This window comes from Paenibacillus illinoisensis NBRC 15959 (assembly GCF_004000925.1).
Classification (GTDB): Bacteria; Bacillota; Bacilli; order Paenibacillales; family Paenibacillaceae; genus Paenibacillus; species Paenibacillus illinoisensis.
On the sequence record NZ_BIME01000003.1, the window covers coordinates 456,677 to 476,891 of the forward strand.

Below are 20,215 nucleotides of genomic sequence, written 5' to 3' on the forward strand. Positions count from 1 at the left end.
TGGGAGGATTACACATGAAGGTTGGCGTGATTATGGGCGGAACATCTTCCGAGCGGGATATTTCCCTGCTCACCGGACAGGAGATGATTGCCCACTTGGACAGAGATAAATATGAGGTCATTCCCATTGAGCTAAGCAGCAAACGGGATCTGATCGACAAGTCGGCGGGTATTGATGTGGCCTTACTCGCGCTGCATGGCAAATACGGCGAAGACGGTACAGTTCAAGGTACACTGGACTCGCTTGGCATTCCATACACCGGTTGCGGCGTCTTGTCCAGCAGCGTATGTATGGATAAGGATATGTCCAAACAGCTCATGCACCATGCGGGCATACCTACTGGAGCGTGGGTGCAGGTGAACCATCTGGAAGAACTGTCATCTACGGTGGTGCAGCAGTTGACGTATCCGGTCGTTGTGAAGCCCAACTCCGGCGGCTCCAGCATTGGCACCCAGGTTGTTCAAGAGCCTTCATCTCTTCAAGCCGCGGTTGAAGCCGCACTCAAATGGGATGACACGGTCATGATTGAACAATATATCGCAGGGGATGAAATTACCTGTGCCATTGTAGATGGCAAGATGCTCCCGATCATCTCCATTCGTTCAAGCGCCGAGTTCTTCGACTATAGCTCCAAATATAATGATGGCGGTGCCGAAGAACAGGTGATTCAGCTGCCTGCCGACATTCACCAGCGCGTGGAAGATGCCGCACTTGCCTGTTACCGTGCGCTGAAATGCAGCGTCTATGCACGCGTGGATATGATCATCCGTGATGGCATGCCTTATGTGCTAGAAGTCAACACGCTTCCAGGTCTTACACGAAACAGTCTGCTGCCCAAAAGTGCAGCCGCTGCAGGTATTTCCTTTACGGAGCTGCTGGATACCATCATTGAACTCTCACTGAAGGAACGAAATAAGGAGGCACAGCTATCATGAGCCAGGATGTAACAATGCGCAGCAGTTCAACGGAAGATCTGCAGGATATGGTCATTCTCATGGACCAACTGGGCTATCCTACGACGTACGCTGAAATGCAGGAGCGTTATGCCCACATTGCAGCTGATGCAAATTTTAATACGCTCGTCGCCGAGGTCCGTGGACGTGTGATCGGATTGATTGGCATGCAGACATCTTACCTGTATGAGAAAAACGGACAGCACTGCCGCATCCTTGCACTCATCGTGCATGACCAGTTCAGAGGCACCGGGATAGGCCGTCAGCTGATTCTGTCAGCAGAGCAATGGGCCGCCAGCCAAGGCATAGACTCGCTCTCTTTGAACAGCGGTAACCGTCCCGACCGTGAAGCAGCTCATGAGTTCTATCGGCAGATGGGCTTTACCGCCGGAAGTACTGGATTCAGCAAAAAGCCGCAGGCTCTTCAGCCTGCCTAATATTCGATCATAATAATAAAAGCGCCTGTCCCCAACAACTTGCTGGGATCAGGCGCTTTCTGATGACGGAGGTTACAAGGAATCTGGCATACTCTGAAATCCCCTCTCGCACATACAGATGTCGTACAGATGTTATGACTTATGGTCGATCGATAAAGATCCAGCCGGTTTCTTTTTCCTTATCCACGCTCGCTCCAAGAGACTCAGCCATGAAGCGCAGTGGAACATAAGTTTTTCCATTTTTGCCCACATAGGCCGATTCAACCATGGTTACTTCCTTGCCCGCAACCGTTGCGTTCTTGGAACCCACAGTTAGAACAATCTCATTGCCTGTAATATCGTCAATAACAACGATGGTATCTGATCCCTTGGTCCATTTCACCTCAGCATCCAATTCCTCGGACAGGTAACGCAGAGGAACGAATGTTGTATTTTTCACCGTAATGGCACCATAGATCTCATCTTCCGGATACAGCATAATGCTCTTCCGAGTGATGCCGGCTTCGTCTTTCAGCAGCTGATACACGACAGAATTGGAATCAAAGTTGCGCAGCATCTGTCCCGGAGTGATGTCTTCCTTCATCAGATCGATTACGCCACCTGTTGTATCAACCGCATCCACGGTTACCGGCCCACCGATATTCCACTGCTCGCTGTCTGCGTATAGCGTCACGGATTGCAAAGGCAGATCCTCGGAGGCAGGCAGTGCCACTTTCAACTCAGCATTCTGCTTGCGGATGTTCAGCGCACTGTCGAGATAGAAATCGAGCTTAAACGTTGTATCTGTGCCAAATACCGTCTTCAGTTCGGGCACTTCATTCAACAATTCGTTCAACCCTTGATCATAGTTAACCAGAAGCTCGTCGAGTCCTGCCTTGATCATCGGGTACATGGTTGCAACAGCTGCCTCTTTGGATTCTGGCATCAAGGAGGTTATGGCTCCAGCGTCCACTTCTTCCACCTGATTCATTGCTGTCAGCAGTGGATAGAACACTTCATATAGATCGCCGATCAGATCCTTGAGTCCTTGCTCATCCTGGGCAACACTTGTCAGAAACGGTTTAACCATAGCAAGAATCTCTTCTCCAGTGATCTCCATATGGAGCTTGGAGAGGCTGAGGGACTCACCGTTAACCGATTCCTGTACAGGCGTAACGGAAATATTTTTTGGATTGGACAGATGCTTCAGGACAAAAGAAAGCAATTTGGGAGAGAGCTCCTCGATCTGCTTTTCCAGAGCCTTGGTGTCCATCATCGGAAGCGTTTGCGCGCCTTCCAGAGCCTCAAGTGATATGTACAGCGGCTTCTGCGCACCGTCCAGGTCGATCACCATTTGGGTTTCGTCCATGGAAAGGTGGAAAGGCAATTTAGTTCCTTGGAAACTCACAGAACCTTGGATCGATGCCGTTTGGGCATCCTTCACCTTGGCATTTTCAATGTCCAGGGATACAGAATTAATAAGATCAATCATTTCGTTGTCTTTCTCGGTAACGAATTCTTTAGCCGGCTCTATGTTAATGTGCATGGACTGTTTCGATTCACCGGATTTTACGTTTGTACTGTTGGCCATGGCTTTACTAATATCCACCCCACCAACAGCCTGACATCCCGTAAGCGCAACCATCATCAAAACGAGTGGTACAGCGATCCACTTGGCTAACCTTCGATTTTTGATACGATCTCCTCCTTAGGAAAAATGTGGTTCATTCCTATTATGAGGCCATCAGGCAAATGTTGTAAACCAGTGGATCGTAAAAACGCCAAAAAAGGCCGGAAATGTGTCCGACCTTTGGATAAGAATTTATTTTAGACGACTTCGTACATTACTCTTTGGTTTCCTCGGCAACCTCTTCAGTCGGTTCCTTGTCCTCTGTCGTTACAGGGGTTTCAAATTGATCCGGCTCGTCGTCTTGAATGGCTTTGTTCTCTTCATTCTGGTCCTGTGTCATATCGCAATCCCTCTCTTCTAGCGGATTTTCGTGATTATCTTCTAGGCATTAGCCTTGTTCTATCAATAACCCGAACCGAAGCAGCTCAAACATGATGAGGCGTCAATTTGGACCAGTTTCAGAAAATATAAAAGACGATTCCATTCCCGGCGGCTGCAGTTGCCTGATATAGGGCCTGAACATCATTCATTGTTTGAACGATCTCCCTGAACGTCTCCTCTGCATCCCAGCCTTCCATGACCGGATAGACGCCCTCCGTAACCATTTGGTCCAGGTCAAAACGTGCCCTCAGTTCATCGGGGTCCAGCTGCTCCAGAGCCATATAGGCTTCCAGCACCTGTTCGTTGGAGAGCAGAAACAGATCCATGTCCGAATAATTCCCCCAATATTGTTCCCCTGACATCGGCACCACATATCCGAGAGGCGGCTCTCCGTCCACCAGGTTACCAGTTAAGGTGAACTGAAGCATCTGCCACGTTTTATCAATATCCAGATCAACGGAACAATCATGCACACTGATCTCGCCTGACTTGATTGATTCAATCAACTCGTTAGTCACCACAAGATATCTACCGGACATTCCCATATCATGATCCCTCCTATGATTTTAATCCTCTGTCCCCCATTAACCGTGCATGTTCCAAAAGAATCGGGGTAAAAAAGGTAGAAGTCATATTACGATTACAAAATTCCATGATCAAGCATGGCAATACCATACATGTTATCTCAAGGAGGGACCACACCGATGAAAAAATTCGATTACACCTTGAATTACGAAGAGCTCGATTTGCGCAAACATCCAGAGCTATATACCGTCGGACGGGGGGAGCAGGGCGTGCTGATGGTGGAACCCTACAAGAGCGAGATTCTGCCCTATTGGCGTTTTAAAACACCCGAGATCGCGACCGAATCATCGGAAAAGATCTACGAGCTTTTTTTGGAATATAAGAAAAAGGATGATTTCGTTGGCATGGATATGGCGCGCAAGTTTCTGCAGATGGGATATACACGGGCCCGGAGATATACAAACCATAAAGGTGGACGCAAATATTCGAAAGAGGACGGTTCAATTCTTCCCTATCAGAATGACAAAGTGAAAGCGGAAGCTGCAGCCATCTTCAAGGCGCAGTGGGAGATTGCCAAGACTGACCCGGATTATATTGAAATGAAGAAGCAGCACCGGGAAAAGTATGAATCGGAGAACGAATAGAAACTTGGGTAAAAAATACATGGCTCATCCCGATACTCCTTTTGATATAATGCTTTACGTCGATCTACAGGACGAAAACATAATGAGATCACTTAAGCTAAAGGAGCCTTCATGAAATTACCTAGTCGCCCTATCTCCATCACACTGACATGCATCGCGATGTATCTGTTCATCCTGCTGCCATTACCTGCGTCTGCAGCCCAATCCGAGCTTGCGAGGCAGCGTGAAATGACCGCCTTCAGTCCACTGCAAACGGTTGTGGATCAGATGCAGCCCGGATGGAACCTCGGCAACTCATTGGATACGGTAGGTCCGGATGAAACCTACTGGGGCAATCCACGCGTTACTCCGGAATTAATCGGAAACATTGCCGCTCAAGGATTCAAAAGCATACGAATCCCCGTTACTTGGGACCAGCATATTGGTGCCGCCCCGGATTACCGGATAGATCCTGCTTACATGGCACGGGTCCAGGAAGTGATCAAATGGGCACTGGATGCGAATCTGTACGTCGTGTTGGATCTCCATCATGATTCATATCTCTGGATCAGTCAGCTGGAAACCGATCATGACCAGGTACTCGCTCGTTACACAGCAGTGTGGACCCAAATCGCGAATCAATTCAAGGATGCTCCACTTCGGCTGATGTTCGAAAGTGTGAATGAACCGCGCTTCAATCGTGGAATCACTCAGGCGGGTGATATGGGAACAGGAAGCAATATCGATGAGCCAAGGCAGCTTGCCCTTTTGCATGAATTAAACACGACGTTTGTGAAGCTGATTCGCAGCACAGGCGGCAATAACGAAGAGCGTGCACTTCTGCTGCCTACACTTGAGGGTTCACCGACACAGGCAAGGCTGAACAGTTTGAGGCATACCATCACTGAACTGAAAGACAGGAACCTGATTGCCACCGTGCATTACTATGGTTACTGGCCATTTAGCGTCAATATCGCAGGACACACCACGTTTGATACCGAGACCAAGAATGATGCAGCCAACACGTTTAACAATATATACAGGACACTCGTCACGCAGGGGATTCCAGTCATTCTCGGCGAGTATGGACTTCTGGGATTCGATAAACATACGGATGTTATTGAACAGGGGGAGAAGCTAAAATATTTCGAATTCATCGGGCATGAGCTGAAGGACAAAAAGATCGCGTCCATATTGTGGGACAATGGCCAGCATCTAAACCGGGAGACGTATGTGTGGTCCGATCCGGCTCTGTTCCAGATGATTCAGGCAGGCTGGACAGGCCGTTCTGCTGTTGGAGATCGTGACCTACTGTACCTGAGACAAGGCTACCCAATTCAGGATACGGCGCTGACAATCAAGTTAAATGGAGCCAAACTCGTATCGCTCTATGCGGGTGAGCAACCGTTGAAACAAAATGCAGACTATTCATTCAGCGGGAGTACGTTGCTTATCCAATCAGATGCATTATCCCGTATGGTTAGCAAGGGCGACCAGCTCGGCAAACAGGCCATCATCACCGCGAAGTTCAATCAAGGCGCAGACTGGACATGGAAGCTCGTCGTATCGGCCAAGCCCGATCTGGAGAATGCATTCGGTACTACAGAGGCTTTTTCCATACCAACACTCTTTCATGGTGATCAGCTAGCCACCATGGAAGCTGTCTATTCCTCTGGAGAGTTCACTGCTCCGCAGAATTGGACACCTTACAAAGAATTCCTGACTACATTTGCACCTTCTTATGAAACAGATCAACTGATTCTGCAGCCGGAATGGCTCAATGAACTGCATAACGGGCAGATTGATCTGGCCTTCCATTTCTGGAGCGGTGAGGTCATTCACTATACGCTGTTCAAAAGCGGGAACCAGATAACAGGGAAGGCACTTCATTGATGAGCCGTACAATCAGGCGTAGAATGGACAGCATGGTATGGCTCTGCGAGCGGGAAGTTCGCAAGGCTCTGAAGAAGGTGATGACATGTTATGGATTATTGGCATCCTCGGTATCGTTCTACTTACGCTGTGCACGGCAGGAGCCGGTGTAGGAATGGTGGTAGGCTTCTTTTTTTTCCTCATCGGTTTCGGGGAAATGAAGAACAGGTCACGGACTCTTAGCAGTCTACTGCTGAGCAAGGATACGCTGATGATCGTGGGAACGATGGGCGTTGTACTTGTTTATTTTCTTCTCTCCTACTGGAATCTGAAAATGATTGGTGATGCAACCTTTCCGGGTCTGCTGGGTTCCACAATCAGGGAAATCTCCGGGAGACAGCTGCTTGCTGCAGCATTCTTGTACACGCTCTGGACAACAATCAGCCTATACTGGCTGCTTCCGAAAGTATTCAGCTTTGATGGATTAGGCCTGAAAATTCAGCTGATTGCACTGAGTGCAGCAGGAACCAGCATTCTGTATGGCATCATAAAATTGTAAAACAGCCCAAAACAAAAAAAGGAGTGGAAGCCCAGCTTGGTATGCTGAGCCTCTACTCCTTTTGTTACGTTAAAATAAGTGATGTTCGCTTTTCTCTGATCGACGAACGGGCAGAATTAACGCGCTTCACCATTCTCCGCTTCCCAACGTGCAATTTCATTGCGAACGATTGGAGCAACCTCTTTACCAAGCAGTTCAATGGCTCTCATCACCTCATTATGCGGCATCGTGCCGAGAGGAGTGTGCAGCATGAAACGAGTGATGCCAACTTCCTTGCGCAAGTAAATAATCTTCTGAGCCACGGTCTCTACGTCACCAACGTACAATGCGCCTTCAAGACTGCGTGCAGCATCAAATGTTGCACGGCTGTAGTGCCCCCAGCCACGTTCACGGCCCAGTATGTTCATGACAGCCTGAGCAGGTGGGAAGAATTTCTCAACAGCCTCATCCATCGTATCCGCGATAAAACCGTGAGAGTGTGATGCCACCGTCAGTTTGGAGGCATCATGCCCTGCATGGGCTGCTGCTTTTTTGTACAGCTCCACCAGTGGAGCAAATTGAACCGGACGACCACCGATAATCGCGAGTACCAGCGGCAGACCGAGCAGACCTGCGCGTACAACCGATTCCTGATTACCACCACTACCGATCCATACGGGCAGTTTCTCCTGCACTGGACGCGGGTAGATGCCCAGATTATTGAAGGAAGGACGATGCTTGCCTTCCCAGGTTACCTTTTCCGAATCACGCAGCTTAAGCAGCAGATCCAATTTCTCATCGAATAACTCGTCGTAGTCGTTCAGATCATAGCCGAATAGAGGGAAGGATTCGATAAATGAACCCCGGCCCGCCATAATCTCCGCACGTCCATTTGAGATACCGTCCAGCGTTGCAAAATCCTGAAATACCCGTACCGGATCGTCCGAAGACAGTACAGTTACGGCACTGGTCAGACGGATGCGCTTGGTCTGTGAAGCTGCTGCTGCCAAAATTACCGCTGGGGATGATGCTGCATAGTCAGCACGATGATGCTCCCCTACGCCGTATACATCCAGACCGACCTCGTCAGCCAGGACAATCTCTTCTACAACATCACGAATACGCTGTGCGTGACTTATGAGTTCTCCGGTTTTTACATCTGGATTTGTCTCTACAAAGGTACTAATTCCGATTTCCATGTTCTGTTCCTCCCTGTTTATGAAGCGATCCGTCGTTCATCTAACCTATTGTAAGTAGATCACCTTTTGTTATGTATCTTAATATTGAACTATTTTGAAGAAAAACACAAGAGCCCTCTTTCTCCAGAGGGCATGATTTTGATATATTATTCTCTATTTTTGTGACATTCATGATTATTTCTTGGTCCCGATGTACAGCAGGTGAGAGGAAATCCCCAGAATTGTAGGATCTGCTGCCTTCTCAATCATGAATTGGATCATCTCTTCATACTCCCCGCGCTCTTTCCAATACTGCTGCTGTTCTGCTGTGAGCATGGCTCCGAGGCTGGATGATCCAATCAGATTCACCGTTTCGAATCCATGCTGCTCCATGAATGGTTGAATGTCCTGAATGTTAAAATAGTACGCCCCTGTGAATCGGCCCTGATCCTGATGGTCGAATGTCCCCTTTTCAACAAAAGAACGAATGGCACCCATATGATCATTCGGTTTCCAGTGCTGGGGAGACTGCAGCGAGTTAATGCCCATTCTCATTCGGCTTTGCATCGCGATGTACACCATGCCGCCTTGCTTCGTTACCCGGTGTAGTTCTCTTACAGCCGCTACCCGCTCCTGTTCAGTCTGGAGATGATACAGCGGTCCCAGCATCAGCGATGCATCGTATGTATCGTCAGCCAGCCCCTCCAGACGGGTTGCATCCAGTACGTGGAATCCCTCAAACTGCTTCGTCAGATCATACTCCTTAGCCTTCTGCCTAGCGATATCCACGGAAGCAGGTGTCAAGTCTGACAGGGTTACTCGGTATCCATCCCTCGCAAGCTCCATCGCATATTTCCCTGGACCTGCGCCATTATCCAGAACGAGTCCAGCTGCAGGAAGATGTGCCCTGATGTAATGCATGTTAATGATGAACTCCAGCGGCTCCCGCTCCAATCTTCCCCATTCGTCAAACCCGGAATAATAGTCAATAATGCGTTCTCTTGTCATTCATCCGACACCTGCCTTTTTTCATTTAGGGTCAAAAAATGCAAAAAACCTGCCACCTCAACTAAGAGGCGACAGGTATGACCTTCGCGGTACCACTCTTCTTCATCCATGGACCATGCTAATGACAGATCTCTCTGTATCTACTGGGCCACAGAAACTCAGGAACCTGATGACGGGGGTTAGCCCGTCAGGATCTGATCTCAGTCCGTATGAATGACTGCTGCTCAATCCTGCCGCTCACAGGCGAGTTGGGGATAGGTTGGACTGCCTTGCACCATGCAGCAGTTCTCTGGGCCAGCCTTAGTCCTTAATACTCCTGATCATTGCGTTTACCTGTTAAATTTCAGAAAGTATATATCATCCATATATTTCCTGTCAATGCATCTCGAAAGATTCTTACACACGAAATACATGTACCTCATTAAATACGCTCAGGCCTTGTTCATTCTGTTACAACCTTAAATATGTAACCTTCTAGATCTTTTTCACAAATTCAGACTTCAGCTTCATCGCACCCAAACTATCGATTTTACAGTCGATATCATGGTCACCGTCAATTAAACGGATATTTTTGACTTTGGTTCCCTGTTTGACAACCAGCGAGCTGCCTTTCACCTTCAGATCCTTAATGACTGTCACGGTGTCTCCATCATTCAGAACATTGCCGTTCGAGTCACGTACTACTTTGGTTTCTTCTGCACGCTCGGTTTCGGATTCCAACGTCCACTCATGTGTACATTCCGGGCATACCAGCAGATTACCGTCCTCGTATGTGTATTCGGAATTGCATTTGGGGCAGTTAGGTAAATTGGACATATCGTTTAAACTCTCCATTCCTTTTTTGGGCTTCTCGCAAGTATACGGGATTCCTCATGTTCCTTCCAGCGAAAGGATCACGTTAAATCCATGTTAGCCCCCATTCTGCGTTCGGTTAATGGAATTTAAACGAAATTTAAGGTTCACCTCTCCTTACTTTAAAACGGATCCTATACGATATACCTATCCGGGAGAGATTCCCGTGACATATCCAAATTCAGATTCTGATTCGTGTTAATTGCATATTCGCTTCCGGGTTCAGCCCGTCCATGAAATATATTTTTTCAAAAGGAGTTTCTTGTCATGTCAATGTCCATGTCTTCTTATGTTTTCCCTGTACAAACAGCTTTCTTTATTTTCGTGATCATCGCCATGTTTTTGCTTATTCCGTGGCTCATTTATGGCTATCGCAAAGACGGATTTTTCAGCTGGTCACGCTTTGCCGTCAGTTTTTCGTTCATCTTTTATATTCTCGCTGCGTATTGTCTCGTCATCCTGCCCTTTCCGACAACCCGCAATACGTGTGCCCAGCAGGCAGCAGATACCGTATATTACAATCTCGTCCCCTTCACTTTCGTAAAAGATATCATGAAAGAAACACCGATTGTATGGTCCCAGCCGTCCACCTACATGGGGATGATCCAAGGCAGAGCTTTTCTGCAAATTCTGTTTAATGTGCTGCTGCTCATGCCTCTCGGTATATATATCCGGTATTTTTTTCAAAAGAGATCCTACTGGAAATATGCCCTGCTTGGCGGATTTGGACTTTCCCTATTTTTTGAGATAACGCAAATCACCGGATTCTACGGCTATTACAGCTGCCCTTATCGACTGTTTGATGTCGATGACCTGCTGTCGAATACGTCAGGAGCGGTACTTGGATTCTTCGCAGCCCCGATCCTGCTTGCCCTATTCCCGTCACGTGCCAGCATTCAGGCGAAAAGTGAGCAGATTGTGGAGCAAAACCAAGTGTTCCCGATCCCTCAGCTGCTTGCACTCATCATCGACGGTGTTGTGGTGGTATTCCTATCCAATCTGCTCTCGATCTTCAGTCTATCCAGTACCAATGTGTTCAACAGCGCAGCTAATACAACCATCGCAATGCTCATTGTATTATTTCTTATTCCGAGTATCCGGGACGGCAACACGCCAGGCTCCGCACTTATGCGCTTCCGGTATGTTCGCAGGCAGACAGGGAAACCTTCCATGCCGCTGCTGTTTAAACGCTGGCTCGCGCTTTATGTACCTTGGCTCATTTTTACCATGATCCGGCTCGTCAACGATTATGCCTTTGTCAATCATGACTCGGTGCTTGAGCCGTATAAAGTATGGATTTCGATCGGCATGATCGGTCTCTATATGCTCCTGTTCGGAGCACTCTTCCTTCACGTCATACTGGTACTCTTCTCTAGAGGCAGCCGTTCATTCTATTGTGATCATGTATCCAATATCAGAGCCTCCCGTAAATGAATTACGCCCTACATCGGACACTTCGGACAGCAGCAGTGTATTGAATGGACACAAGAAAAGGCGTCTTCCATCAAGCATGACGGAAGACGCCTATGATCTGTGTACCATGACGCTATAATTGGCTCGTTTATACGCCAAGCAGTTCCCGCTTGGATGACTCTGGATCATGCGCAAGTTCAATCTCATGATTGAAGATCAACGTCGCGCGATTCTCCTCATAAGGAGGCCAGTTTACTCCAGCCGTTTCCGGACGGCCATTCTTGGCAAAGGAGATCCAGGCATCCTGCACTTTGCCCGCCAGTTCTGTGGCTGCTGCATCCGGTTCGGCGTTCATGGACTTCAGCGCTTGCAATGTATTGAAAGCAAAGAAGATATCGATGCTGTGGATCGACTTTCTCAGCAATGGATGCTCCGGCATGATCCAATCGAAGCGGTACATCCACACGGGGGCATATTTCTGTTGAGCAGTCGCGTATTGAAGCGCTGAGCGCCAGAAGAACAGATCGGTCATCACCTGAGCCTGTCCATCTGCTGTTTTGGGATAACTGTCCGCGATCGCTGCCCGGTTCTCCAGATCAGGCGTCATGAAGTCGACGGCCTGTACCATATCGATCTCTTCTGAATAAGGGACATGCGGCTGAATGAACAGCGCACCTTCATGCAGGGTGGTTCCAATCAAGACAGGGATGCCTTGGGCAGCTCCTGTACGAACAGCTTCAAGTGGAGATTGCGGAAGCGTTACACCATCCAGCACGGGCTGAAATAACAATGCCATGGCTGCTCCGCTGTGTTTTTTGACCGTTTCGCCAGCAGCAAGGATCTGCTCTGCCGGGATATCTTTCAACTTATGCAGATCATCCTGGGTTACGCCCAGAACCTTCAATACACCGCTCCGGATCTCGGCAGCCTGCTCTGCAGGCATGAACTGCGATGCTCCGCTTTGCATAATGGCACGGTGGAACAAGCCCTTGGCTGCTGGCATGGTCATCAATGCAGCAATGCTCATACTGCCGGCCGATTCACCGAATACAGTAACATTGCCAGAATCACCGCCAAAGGCTCCGATGTTATCCTGCACCCATTGCAGGGCAGCAACCTGATCCAGCAGGCCCACGTTGGTTGCAAACCCTTCCCCAAGTGGAGCCATATGCATGAATCCAAGTGGGCCAAGACGATAGTTAATCGTCACAACGATGACATTGCCACGCAGGACCAGATGGGTTCCATCATACAAAGGCTGGCTTCCCGCCCCCGAAGTGAATGAGCCTCCATGAATCCATACCATAACGGGGAGAGGATGCTGGCTTTCTTTTTCCGGTGCCCAGATGTTCAGATACAGACTGTCCTCCGACTCGGCAGGAGGATCTCCGAATATCCCTTCTGCTTGATGATGTCTTGGCTGTATATTTTCAGGTCCGAACTGCTTCGCCTCCCTGACTCCATCCCATGATTCAGGCGGAATCGGGGCTTGAAAGCGCAATTCGCCCACCGGCGGTTTGGCATAAGGGATGCCTTTCCATACACTTGTTCCATGCAGATGTTCTCCCTCAACTGTACCGTACCGTGTGTTAACTTGAAGTTCTCTCATGCGGCGTATACATCCTCTCTTCTATCAAATGTTATACATACTATTGAGTATAGAGCCCCGCCAGACCAATTTACAAGTTTACCCAAAAAGGCCGGGGTTGAGACGTTTCACGTGGAACTTTTATGCACTCAGCGAAGATATATTTCGAGGATCAGCCCATGATAACAACACAACAACGACCATGCCTCAGGAACGAATGAGACTTCACGTGTTATGCAGAACTTCTGCATGCAGAGCAGTATTCTCAGTGATTGCAGAGATTTGAAACCATTGCGTGATACGTGAAAAAGGACAGACACCGTGGAATAAACGTCTCGACAGTTTGTTGCAGGTAAAGATATGTAAAATTCGCATCTAAAATAAGCCGCAATCCGTTCTTTTAAATACAAATAAGGCCACCCTTTCGGGTAGCCTTATTTATTTTCAATTTACAGATAAATTATTGCTGTGCTGCAGCTTCGATATCTGCATATGCCCAGTGAGACGCGGGTACGTCAGAGAACGATTGTGAACCTGTACCTGCTGCTGGGGTACGCTTGAACAATACATTTAATACTTTTACTGCTTCAGCCCGGGTCAATTGGCTATCCGGTTTGAACGTACCATCCGTGTATCCAGTCATCAGGCCAGCAGATTGTACATATGCGATCGCTTCTGCAGCCCAGGAATCTGTGGACACATCCGTAAAGGATGATCTAGCTTCCGTTGCTGCAGTTGCACTGCCCGATTGCTGCTGAATCCAACGGTAAGCAATTGTCGCCATCTGTGCACGTGTAATCGAACCTTCTGGTACAAATTGAGTTGCGCTCATGCCATTCATGATACCTGCGGATTGAGCTTGTGCAATTTCGCTGTTTGCCCAGTGGGTTGCCGTTACGTCGGCAAAGTTACCGAAAATCGTAGTTTTAGATTCACCCGTCAGGTTACGCGCTAGCATGGCTGCCATTTGTGCACGAGTCACGACTGCATCTGGACGGAACTCGTCTCCAAAACCTTTGATATACGGTTTATTTGGTGTTTCTGCCGCTTTCAGTCCATCGACCACAACCAGTGTGAACGTACTAAATTTGCTCACTGTAAATTCGATGCCTTCACTGCCTTCGTTTAGCTGAACCAGCTTGCCTTGAAGCAATTCTTTGGTACCGTCGCTGTGTTCAATATAGATTGCCAGGTTGTCCAAAGCCTTCTGACGTGCTGCTGCATCTGTCGGCAGACTGTCACGCAGTGGCAATGTCAGTGTTACTTCACGACTCTGCATATTCGTTTCGATTTCGACTGGACGAGCCAGTACATTGACATTTGCATCAGGCGTAATTTGCTGAATCAATTGCTCCTGCTTCGCGCGTTCTTCCACTTGCTTGCGCTCGGATTCCTGCTTCATTGGCACGATGCGGAAGTACAAGTCTTGGTCGAAACCAGCGGTCGAGGCCGTCGGAATCGAAATGATTGCATTAGCTGTTGAGATCTCCAGCTTAAGTCCGCCTTCATTCAGCTGTTTTACTGCTGCTTTTGGCAGTTCAACGCGAGTCTCGGATACGGAATCTTTGGCATCCGGAATGACGATGCGTGCTGTATCCATGCCAAGCTGTTTCGCTTTTTCTACGGATTCTTTGGCTGTCGCTTCAGACATCGTTACGAGGTCCTTCACCTTACCATTTGGTTCTGTTGTACGTGTAATTGTTGTTTTCACCAAGTTGATCCCGTTGGTACCATTCACATCCACCGTAAGTGTTTCTTTATTTGTTGCAGGCGTTGATGTTACAGGTGTAGATGAAGATCCACCAGCGCTTCCGCCACTGGTTGGCGGCGTGACAACCGGTGTCTTAGGTTCAAAAAACTCGTCAAATGCGGATTGAACCTCGGTATAGCTTCCATAACCGTTAGCCGGTTTTTTGTCCAGCATCCATTGTGCGAGTTTTTCGATCTTAGATTCATCGCTTGATGCATCTGCTAATTTCGAGAAGTTCAATGGGAAATCATCCAATTTTTCATGATCCGATTGTTTGTTGTACTCCTCCACCTCTTGTTGAATCATCAGAAGTGTAAACAAGGTCTGGCTCATCTCGTCTGCTGTGTTTACATTAAGAGACGGAGAAATGGTCAAGATCATAACCATGCCGAGCACAGCCTTATCCACTGACAGACCCTCTTCTTTGAAGATGAGGCGAGCCATATAAGCGATCAATTTTTGATCTACAACAGATCCATCTACATACTTTTTGCTAAGCACTCTGAATTCTTCATACTCTTCGAAGTCTTCAATCGAGATATATTCATTGACTTGAGAAAGCTTCAAATAGAAATTATCCAAATGATTTTGCATCTCGGCCTGACTCGTTGCCTTATAGGCAAGCACAGCTTCATATGCCAGCTCAACGGTATATCTTACTTGTCCTTCATTTTCATAATCATATTTATCCGGAAGCAAATCAATCAAAGCTTGAGCTACAGCTAACTGCTCTTCAGGAGTAAGATCATTGAATCCTGCAGGAAGTATTACAAGCTCAGGGCTGTTGCGGATAATAGATAGAACCTCATCTACATTTTCTGCATCCACTGCATCGTTTAATTGTTCCATGGGTGATAATGGGCCAAAGAAAGCATTGAACGTTTGTTGAATTGCTTGGTAGCTTTCGTAACCCTCTACCGGACGTTTATCAATCATCCACTGGGCGAGTTCTTGATAGGTGTTGTGCTCCAATTGGTCAACCTTATTTAGATTAAGTGGAAAATCCTCCAAATGTCCAAAGTAAGGATCATTGTTAAATTGCGCCGACTCCTTCTGTAGCAATCGAAGGTTTACCAATGCACTGTGCATTTTAAGCTGGTTACTCAAGTTATTGATCGGGATATAAGTTGATAATTCAGCAGATAACTGATCTTTATATTGATATAAAGGTGTTGAACTGCGCATAAGTTCAAAGGTAATATTGTACGTCAAAATCTGCTTATCTACTGCCGACAGATTGTTATACTTTTTCCCAACACTATAAATGGTAGAGATGCTGGAATCCATATTTCCACTGAATACGTCAGGCAGACCTCTCAGCATGTCAAAATACGTTGTAACCCTCTGTTCCACGCTTAGCAAATCACGAGTTTCAAGGAGGTTCCGAGGGTAAACAACTAGATCAATCACATATTGCACTTGATCTTTACTTACATATCCTTTGCTGCCGTTCATAAACGTCAGAAACTCAGCCATGGATTCTTTCTCATCCTCGGTCCAGTTGCCAAAATCCTGAGGAAGAATTACTCCAACTTGAGGATCTTGAACTGCAGTAAGCACACCGGCTACATCTTCATTACTTTTTGCCAAGTTTATTGCCTCAAGTGGATCTGCTCCTCTATTCTCGGTAAAGGTCAATGTCACGTAAGGACCTACTGGAGTACTTTCAGTTGCTTTCGCACGTACCCATACCGTTTGCGCACCATCAAATTGAGGCCGATTAGTAGAACTGTAAACAAACCAATCTACGCCAGCATTCGTGCTATACTCCATTGTACCGTCCGCACCTACAATTGCATTGGCTTCATCATCCGCTGTTACTGCTGGTGCAGCCACTGCGAAGAATGCGTCAAAGGCAGCTTGTACTTCTGCTGTGGTATTGTAGCCTTCAACACCGGGTCTCTTATAAATCATCCAATCTGCCAGTTCCGCCCGTCTCTGCTCATTATTCTGGATGGTAGACATCTTCTCCATGTTGATTGGAAAAGGCTGAACTGTAGCATTTGGATTCATACCAATCATCCAAGTCATTTGATAGTGTGCATAGAGACTATTCAGTGCAGCATCCATGTCTGATCCAGTGATGGGTCTGTTAATTGGAAGATAATCCGACATCAGCACGTTCAGTAATTCAATCTGACCCTTATAATTAATGGGTGTTTGGTGTTGACCTAAAGCAGGTCCAAACATCACAATATTTGTGAATATTTCCTTATCAGCACCTCTTAGCATGCTGTAGGCAGCACTCGCCTCAACCATTGGTTGTGCTTGTTCAGAAGGCAGGAAATCTCTGGCCCGACTAAAATAAAAATTATATATATTATCCAAAAAAAACTGTGCTTCACTTGAATTCATCGTTTTAGGCAATTCTACTAGAAAGCATAAGAAGAAGAAAATGTCGTTAGCTTGACTTTGATTCACATAATCTGTCCCAATTGGCAGCAATAGAGTCATTCCTCGTGCCAGTTCCCTCTTTTGTTCTTCATCCAGCCCATCATAGAGCATTGTTTTATCATCGATTAGACTGCTGTTCTCTATAAGACTTTGAACTTGTGAAATGGTTTGTTCAATATCCTGATCTGATTTTCTGATTTGATTGAGCTGCTCTAATGGGGTAGGATCGGAATCCGCACTTACCCCTCCTACACTAACAACCTGCAAAAACAGAACTGCAACTAATAAACAACTTACTAGCTTCCTGTAAAACATAAACCTGTATCCTCCTCTTTTCTATTCCATTCAAATGGCCGCAATTTAGGTCTATTGTAGTACGCAACTCTGAACGGATTCTGAACAATCAATCTAAAAATTGGAAAAAGACCCTTCTTGAAGGTAAAAACCAGGTTGAATCTCTACATTTTTCGTCATTATTCATCATTTTTTTTAATTAACAGATAATCTCGAAGGCCTACTCCCCTCTATGTCGAGCTATCTAATGAACGTGTATTGAACATCTACAAATTTGTAGTCCAAGGAACCTTAACGAATCAGAGCGGGAACTGGGACAGGATCATATCATCACTCGCGCAATTGAGGTGAATATGTCATTTGTGTACGCCTTATCAATCATTTATAATTTCGTTCATATGAACAATGTAGATAGATATGCCAACATTCGAAATAACGGTTGACCTATATTTAAGCCAAATGAATAGAAAGGGGGAAATAGCGTTGCTGCAGCTCACCGAGAGACAGGCACAGGAAATCGTCGACAAAATGATGCAGGACATTCCGTATAACATCAACATCATGAATGAACAGGGCATTATTATTGGAAGCGGCCAGAAAGAGCGGGTCGGAACCGTTCATCAGGGTGCTGTTCGGGCACTGACCACAGGAAGCCGAATTGAGGTATGGCAGGACGGGAAATTAGAGAAAATGGGCACCAATGAACCGATTAGGATCAACAACCAGCATGTGGGTGTCATCGGAATCTCCGGTCATCCGGACGAGGTTCGCCCGTTCTGTAACATTGTACGGACAACGGTCGCGCTCCTCATTGAACAACGCAACCAACTGGAGAGTCTGGCTCATGAAACATCGCGTAAGAAGGCCTTTCTGGAACGCCTATTGAATCATTACGGTTCCTATTCCCTGAAGATCAGGAAAGAAGCATTGCAATACAACCTGGATCTGCAGCTGCCAACCGTCCTCCTTTACATCAAGGCCAGTGGAAGTACTCCTGAATTCAATGAAAGTATAGGCAAAGTATTGCTGCAGTTCCCCTCTTTCTCCATGGAGGACGAAGGTGACGCACAGATTATCATGATTCAAAGTGAAACAGATCTTGATTCACTCCTTGAGCGATTACGTCAAGAACAGCCTCACTGCTTGATTTCGGTCAGCCGAAAAGAACCCAACGTTGCTGTTTGTTATGAGCAGGCGAGATCCGTCATGAATATTCTGATGGCACTTCAGCCAGCTACCCCTCTCCTCTATTATGATGATGCGCACTTTCTGGTAAGCTTCAGCAAGACTCGCCTGACGTCTCAAGCCAACATCATTAGCAGGCTGGAAGACCATGCAGATCTGCTGGAAACCTTGCGCAGCTTCATCCACCATAACGGAAGCATGACCATAACGGCTACCGATCTGAACATTCATCGCAATACGCTGCAGTATCGCCTCAAACGCATAGAGACTATTACGGGCAGAGACCCTCACAACTGGTTCGAACTGATCGAACTTACCCATGGACTGCTCTCACTCCATCAGTGACAACAGCCATCATAAAAAAGAGAGACGGGCATGCAGCATCTGCACGCTGGCAGATCCGCAACCCGTCTCCGTTATAACTTTGATTGATCATTTCATCCCGATTGATCATCAAGATCACAAACCCAACTTCAGCACTCTTGCAATATTCTCCATGGTACGCTCCACATTCTCCGGCCCTTCACGAAGCAGCTTACCCAGATCGGCTGCCCCCGGTACAATACCGAATACGGCATCAATACCTTCCGTGTACAGTGTATCGATACCTTCACCAACATACCCCGCAATGGCGATGACCGGTTTGCCCGCTTCCTTGGCGGCCTGTGCAACACCGTAAGGAGTCTTGCCGAATTTCGTTTGAAAATCGATCCCGCCCTCACCTGTAAACACTACATCTGCATGATCCAGCTTGCCCTGCAAACCTGTGTACTCGATGACAATCTCAATGCCTTTACGCAGAACGGCCTGGGTAAAAATCAGCAATCCTGCACCCAGTCCACCTGCTGCTCCGGCGCCTGGAACATCCCGAATATCTTTGCCCAGCTGCTGTTTCACCACCTCCGCATAATGAGAGAGATTGCCATCCAGCAGCTGTACCATTTCCGGTGTAGCCCCCTTCTGCGGCCCAAATACCCTTGAAGCACCATGCTCTCCGCACAACGGATTGGTCACATCACAGGCTACAATGAGCTCCACTTCCTGCAAACGCGGGTCCAGACCCGACACATCGATATGGGCCAACTTGTTCAGATCCCCACCGCCACGAGCAAGTGGCAGCCCTTGGGCATCCAGAAACTTCGCCCCGAGCGCCTCAGCCATGCCTGTGCCGCCATCGTTGGTGGCACTGCCACCAATCCCGATAATGATTTTGCGAATGCCAAGATCCAGACATGCCCGAATCAGTTCTCCTGTTCCGTAAGTGGTCGTGCGGAGCGGGTCCCGGCTGTCCGGGGTTACCAGATGAATGCCGCTGGCTGATGCCATCTCAATGGCTGCCGTTGTGCCGTCGCCCAGAATGCCATACTGCGCCATGACCGGTTGACCAAGCGGTCCGCTCACCTCTTTCCGGTGAATAGCACCATTTGAAGCATCCACCAATGATTGCACGGTCCCCTCTCCGCCGTCTGCCATGGGCACATGGATGTAACTGGCGTTCGGGTAGATTTTACGCAATCCTTTTTCCATCGCAATACAGACTTCCTTCGCCGTCATACTCTCCTTGAATGAATCCGGTGCCAGTACAAATGTCTTCTCTCCCATTCTTCTCACCCCA

The 20,215-nt window shown here is 47.5% G+C and carries 16 protein-coding genes; 7 read left to right on the top strand and 9 right to left on the bottom strand.

Translation table 11 applies throughout. The features are described from left to right. Positions 1 to 14 precede the first annotated feature (14 nt). Both PIL01S_RS10655 and PIL01S_RS10660 read left to right on the top strand, forming a co-directional pair. The gene (locus PIL01S_RS10655) at positions 15 to 935 is read left to right on the top strand and encodes a D-alanine--D-alanine ligase (protein ID WP_127537515.1); all 921 of its coding nucleotides are present in this window, start codon (positions 15 to 17) and stop codon (positions 933 to 935) included. Beyond that, positions 932 to 1,390, top strand: coding sequence for a GNAT family N-acetyltransferase (locus PIL01S_RS10660; RefSeq protein ID WP_246058164.1), 459 nt, complete (start codon positions 932 to 934; stop codon positions 1,388 to 1,390). Before PIL01S_RS10655 ends, PIL01S_RS10660 begins: the two co-directional genes overlap by 4 nt. A 139-nt stretch (positions 1,391 to 1,529) precedes the next feature. Here the strand turns inward: PIL01S_RS10660 and PIL01S_RS10665 are convergent, their stop codons facing one another. The 3 genes from PIL01S_RS10665 to PIL01S_RS10670 form a co-directional block, all read right to left on the bottom strand. After that, the gene (locus tag PIL01S_RS10665; protein ID WP_246058165.1) at positions 1,530 to 2,960 is read right to left on the bottom strand and encodes a copper amine oxidase N-terminal domain-containing protein; all 1,431 of its coding nucleotides are present in this window, start codon (positions 2,958 to 2,960) and stop codon (positions 1,530 to 1,532) included. A gap of 253 nt (positions 2,961 to 3,213) precedes the next feature. Continuing rightward, positions 3,214 to 3,339, bottom strand: a complete 126-nt coding sequence (locus tag PIL01S_RS30030; RefSeq protein ID WP_281280784.1) for a hypothetical protein — start codon at positions 3,337 to 3,339, stop codon at positions 3,214 to 3,216. Positions 3,340 to 3,457: 118 nt separating this feature from the next. Further along, positions 3,458 to 3,925, bottom strand: coding sequence for a YfbM family protein (locus PIL01S_RS10670; RefSeq protein ID WP_127537516.1), 468 nt, complete (start codon positions 3,923 to 3,925; stop codon positions 3,458 to 3,460). 159 nt (positions 3,926 to 4,084) lie between these two features. Between PIL01S_RS10670 and PIL01S_RS10675 the strand changes: the two genes are divergently transcribed. The 3 genes from PIL01S_RS10675 to PIL01S_RS10685 all read left to right on the top strand — a co-directional run bounded on the left by PIL01S_RS10675 (position 4,085) and on the right by PIL01S_RS10685 (position 6,959). Then, positions 4,085 to 4,549, top strand: coding sequence for a DUF4385 domain-containing protein (locus tag PIL01S_RS10675; protein WP_127537517.1), 465 nt, complete (start codon positions 4,085 to 4,087; stop codon positions 4,547 to 4,549). A gap of 111 nt (positions 4,550 to 4,660) precedes the next feature. Then, positions 4,661 to 6,421 carry a cellulase family glycosylhydrolase gene (locus PIL01S_RS10680; protein ID WP_127537518.1) on the top strand — a complete coding sequence of 587 codons (1,761 nt, stop codon included), beginning with the start codon at positions 4,661 to 4,663 and terminating at the stop codon, positions 6,419 to 6,421. Between the two features lie 85 nt (positions 6,422 to 6,506). Beyond that, complete coding sequence (locus PIL01S_RS10685) at positions 6,507 to 6,959, top strand: hypothetical protein (RefSeq protein ID WP_127537519.1); 453 nt, start codon at positions 6,507 to 6,509, stop codon at positions 6,957 to 6,959. 116 nt (positions 6,960 to 7,075) lie between these two features. Here PIL01S_RS10685 and PIL01S_RS10690 read toward each other — a convergent pair whose 3' ends face one another. The 3 genes from PIL01S_RS10690 to PIL01S_RS10700 form a co-directional block, all read right to left on the bottom strand. Beyond that, complete coding sequence (locus PIL01S_RS10690; RefSeq protein ID WP_095360258.1) at positions 7,076 to 8,137, bottom strand: LLM class flavin-dependent oxidoreductase; 1,062 nt, start codon at positions 8,135 to 8,137, stop codon at positions 7,076 to 7,078. A 174-nt stretch (positions 8,138 to 8,311) separates the two neighbouring features. Beyond that, positions 8,312 to 9,124 (bottom strand): class I SAM-dependent methyltransferase, encoded by an 813-nt coding sequence (locus PIL01S_RS10695; RefSeq protein ID WP_127537520.1) that lies wholly within the window; start codon positions 9,122 to 9,124, stop codon positions 8,312 to 8,314. Between the two features lie 474 nt (positions 9,125 to 9,598). Beyond that, positions 9,599 to 9,940 (bottom strand): zinc ribbon domain-containing protein YjdM, encoded by a 342-nt coding sequence (locus PIL01S_RS10700; RefSeq protein ID WP_127537521.1) that lies wholly within the window; start codon positions 9,938 to 9,940, stop codon positions 9,599 to 9,601. 303 nt (positions 9,941 to 10,243) lie between these two features. Here PIL01S_RS10700 and PIL01S_RS10705 point away from each other — a divergent pair, with 303 nt between their 5' ends. Beyond that, entirely contained in the window at positions 10,244 to 11,410 is a 1,167-nt protein-coding gene (locus PIL01S_RS10705; RefSeq protein WP_246058166.1) for a VanZ family protein, read from the top strand. A 127-nt stretch (positions 11,411 to 11,537) separates the two neighbouring features. Here PIL01S_RS10705 and PIL01S_RS10710 read toward each other — a convergent pair whose 3' ends face one another. Both PIL01S_RS10710 and PIL01S_RS10715 read right to left on the bottom strand, forming a co-directional pair. Then, positions 11,538 to 12,998, bottom strand: coding sequence for a carboxylesterase/lipase family protein (locus PIL01S_RS10710; protein WP_127537522.1), 1,461 nt, complete (start codon positions 12,996 to 12,998; stop codon positions 11,538 to 11,540). 439 nt (positions 12,999 to 13,437) lie between these two features. After that, complete coding sequence (locus PIL01S_RS10715) at positions 13,438 to 17,436, bottom strand: DUF4073 domain-containing protein (RefSeq protein ID WP_127537523.1); 3,999 nt, start codon at positions 17,434 to 17,436, stop codon at positions 13,438 to 13,440. Positions 17,437 to 17,898: 462 nt separating this feature from the next. On the opposite strand from PIL01S_RS10715, the gene PIL01S_RS10720 reads away from it, so the two are divergent. Next, the gene (locus tag PIL01S_RS10720) at positions 17,899 to 18,945 is read left to right on the top strand and encodes a CdaR family transcriptional regulator (RefSeq protein ID WP_127537524.1); all 1,047 of its coding nucleotides are present in this window, start codon (positions 17,899 to 17,901) and stop codon (positions 18,943 to 18,945) included. Between the two features lie 114 nt (positions 18,946 to 19,059). Here PIL01S_RS10720 and PIL01S_RS10725 read toward each other — a convergent pair whose 3' ends face one another. Next, positions 19,060 to 20,202, bottom strand: coding sequence for a glycerate kinase (locus PIL01S_RS10725; protein WP_127537525.1), 1,143 nt, complete (start codon positions 20,200 to 20,202; stop codon positions 19,060 to 19,062). Positions 20,203 to 20,215 lie beyond the last annotated feature (13 nt).

Excerpts from the sequence above, each read along its gene's own strand:
- PIL01S_RS10725 (WP_127537525.1), bottom strand. The coding sequence starts at position 20,202 with ATGGGAGAGAAGACATTTGTACTGGCACCGGATTCATTCAAGGAGAGT.
- PIL01S_RS10700 (WP_127537521.1), bottom strand. The coding sequence starts at position 9,940 with ATGTCCAATTTACCTAACTGCCCCAAATGCAATTCCGAATACACATAC.
- PIL01S_RS10670 (WP_127537516.1), bottom strand. The coding sequence starts at position 3,925 with ATGGGAATGTCCGGTAGATATCTTGTGGTGACTAACGAGTTGATTGAA.
- PIL01S_RS10710 (WP_127537522.1), bottom strand. The coding sequence starts at position 12,998 with ATGAGAGAACTTCAAGTTAACACACGGTACGGTACAGTTGAGGGAGAA.
- PIL01S_RS10665 (WP_246058165.1), bottom strand. The coding sequence starts at position 2,960 with ATGGCCAACAGTACAAACGTAAAATCCGGTGAATCGAAACAGTCCATG.
- PIL01S_RS10655 (WP_127537515.1), top strand. The coding sequence starts at position 15 with ATGAAGGTTGGCGTGATTATGGGCGGAACATCTTCCGAGCGGGATATT.
- PIL01S_RS10685 (WP_127537519.1), top strand. The coding sequence starts at position 6,507 with ATGTTATGGATTATTGGCATCCTCGGTATCGTTCTACTTACGCTGTGC.
- PIL01S_RS10660 (WP_246058164.1), top strand. The coding sequence starts at position 932 with ATGAGCCAGGATGTAACAATGCGCAGCAGTTCAACGGAAGATCTGCAG.
- PIL01S_RS10705 (WP_246058166.1), top strand. The coding sequence starts at position 10,244 with ATGTCAATGTCCATGTCTTCTTATGTTTTCCCTGTACAAACAGCTTTC.
- PIL01S_RS30030 (WP_281280784.1), bottom strand. The coding sequence starts at position 3,339 with ATGACACAGGACCAGAATGAAGAGAACAAAGCCATTCAAGACGACGAG.
- PIL01S_RS10675 (WP_127537517.1), top strand. The coding sequence starts at position 4,085 with ATGAAAAAATTCGATTACACCTTGAATTACGAAGAGCTCGATTTGCGC.
- PIL01S_RS10680 (WP_127537518.1), top strand. The coding sequence starts at position 4,661 with ATGAAATTACCTAGTCGCCCTATCTCCATCACACTGACATGCATCGCG.
- PIL01S_RS10690 (WP_095360258.1), bottom strand. The coding sequence starts at position 8,137 with ATGGAAATCGGAATTAGTACCTTTGTAGAGACAAATCCAGATGTAAAA.
- PIL01S_RS10695 (WP_127537520.1), bottom strand. The coding sequence starts at position 9,124 with ATGACAAGAGAACGCATTATTGACTATTATTCCGGGTTTGACGAATGG.
- PIL01S_RS10715 (WP_127537523.1), bottom strand. The coding sequence starts at position 17,436 with ATGTTTTACAGGAAGCTAGTAAGTTGTTTATTAGTTGCAGTTCTGTTT.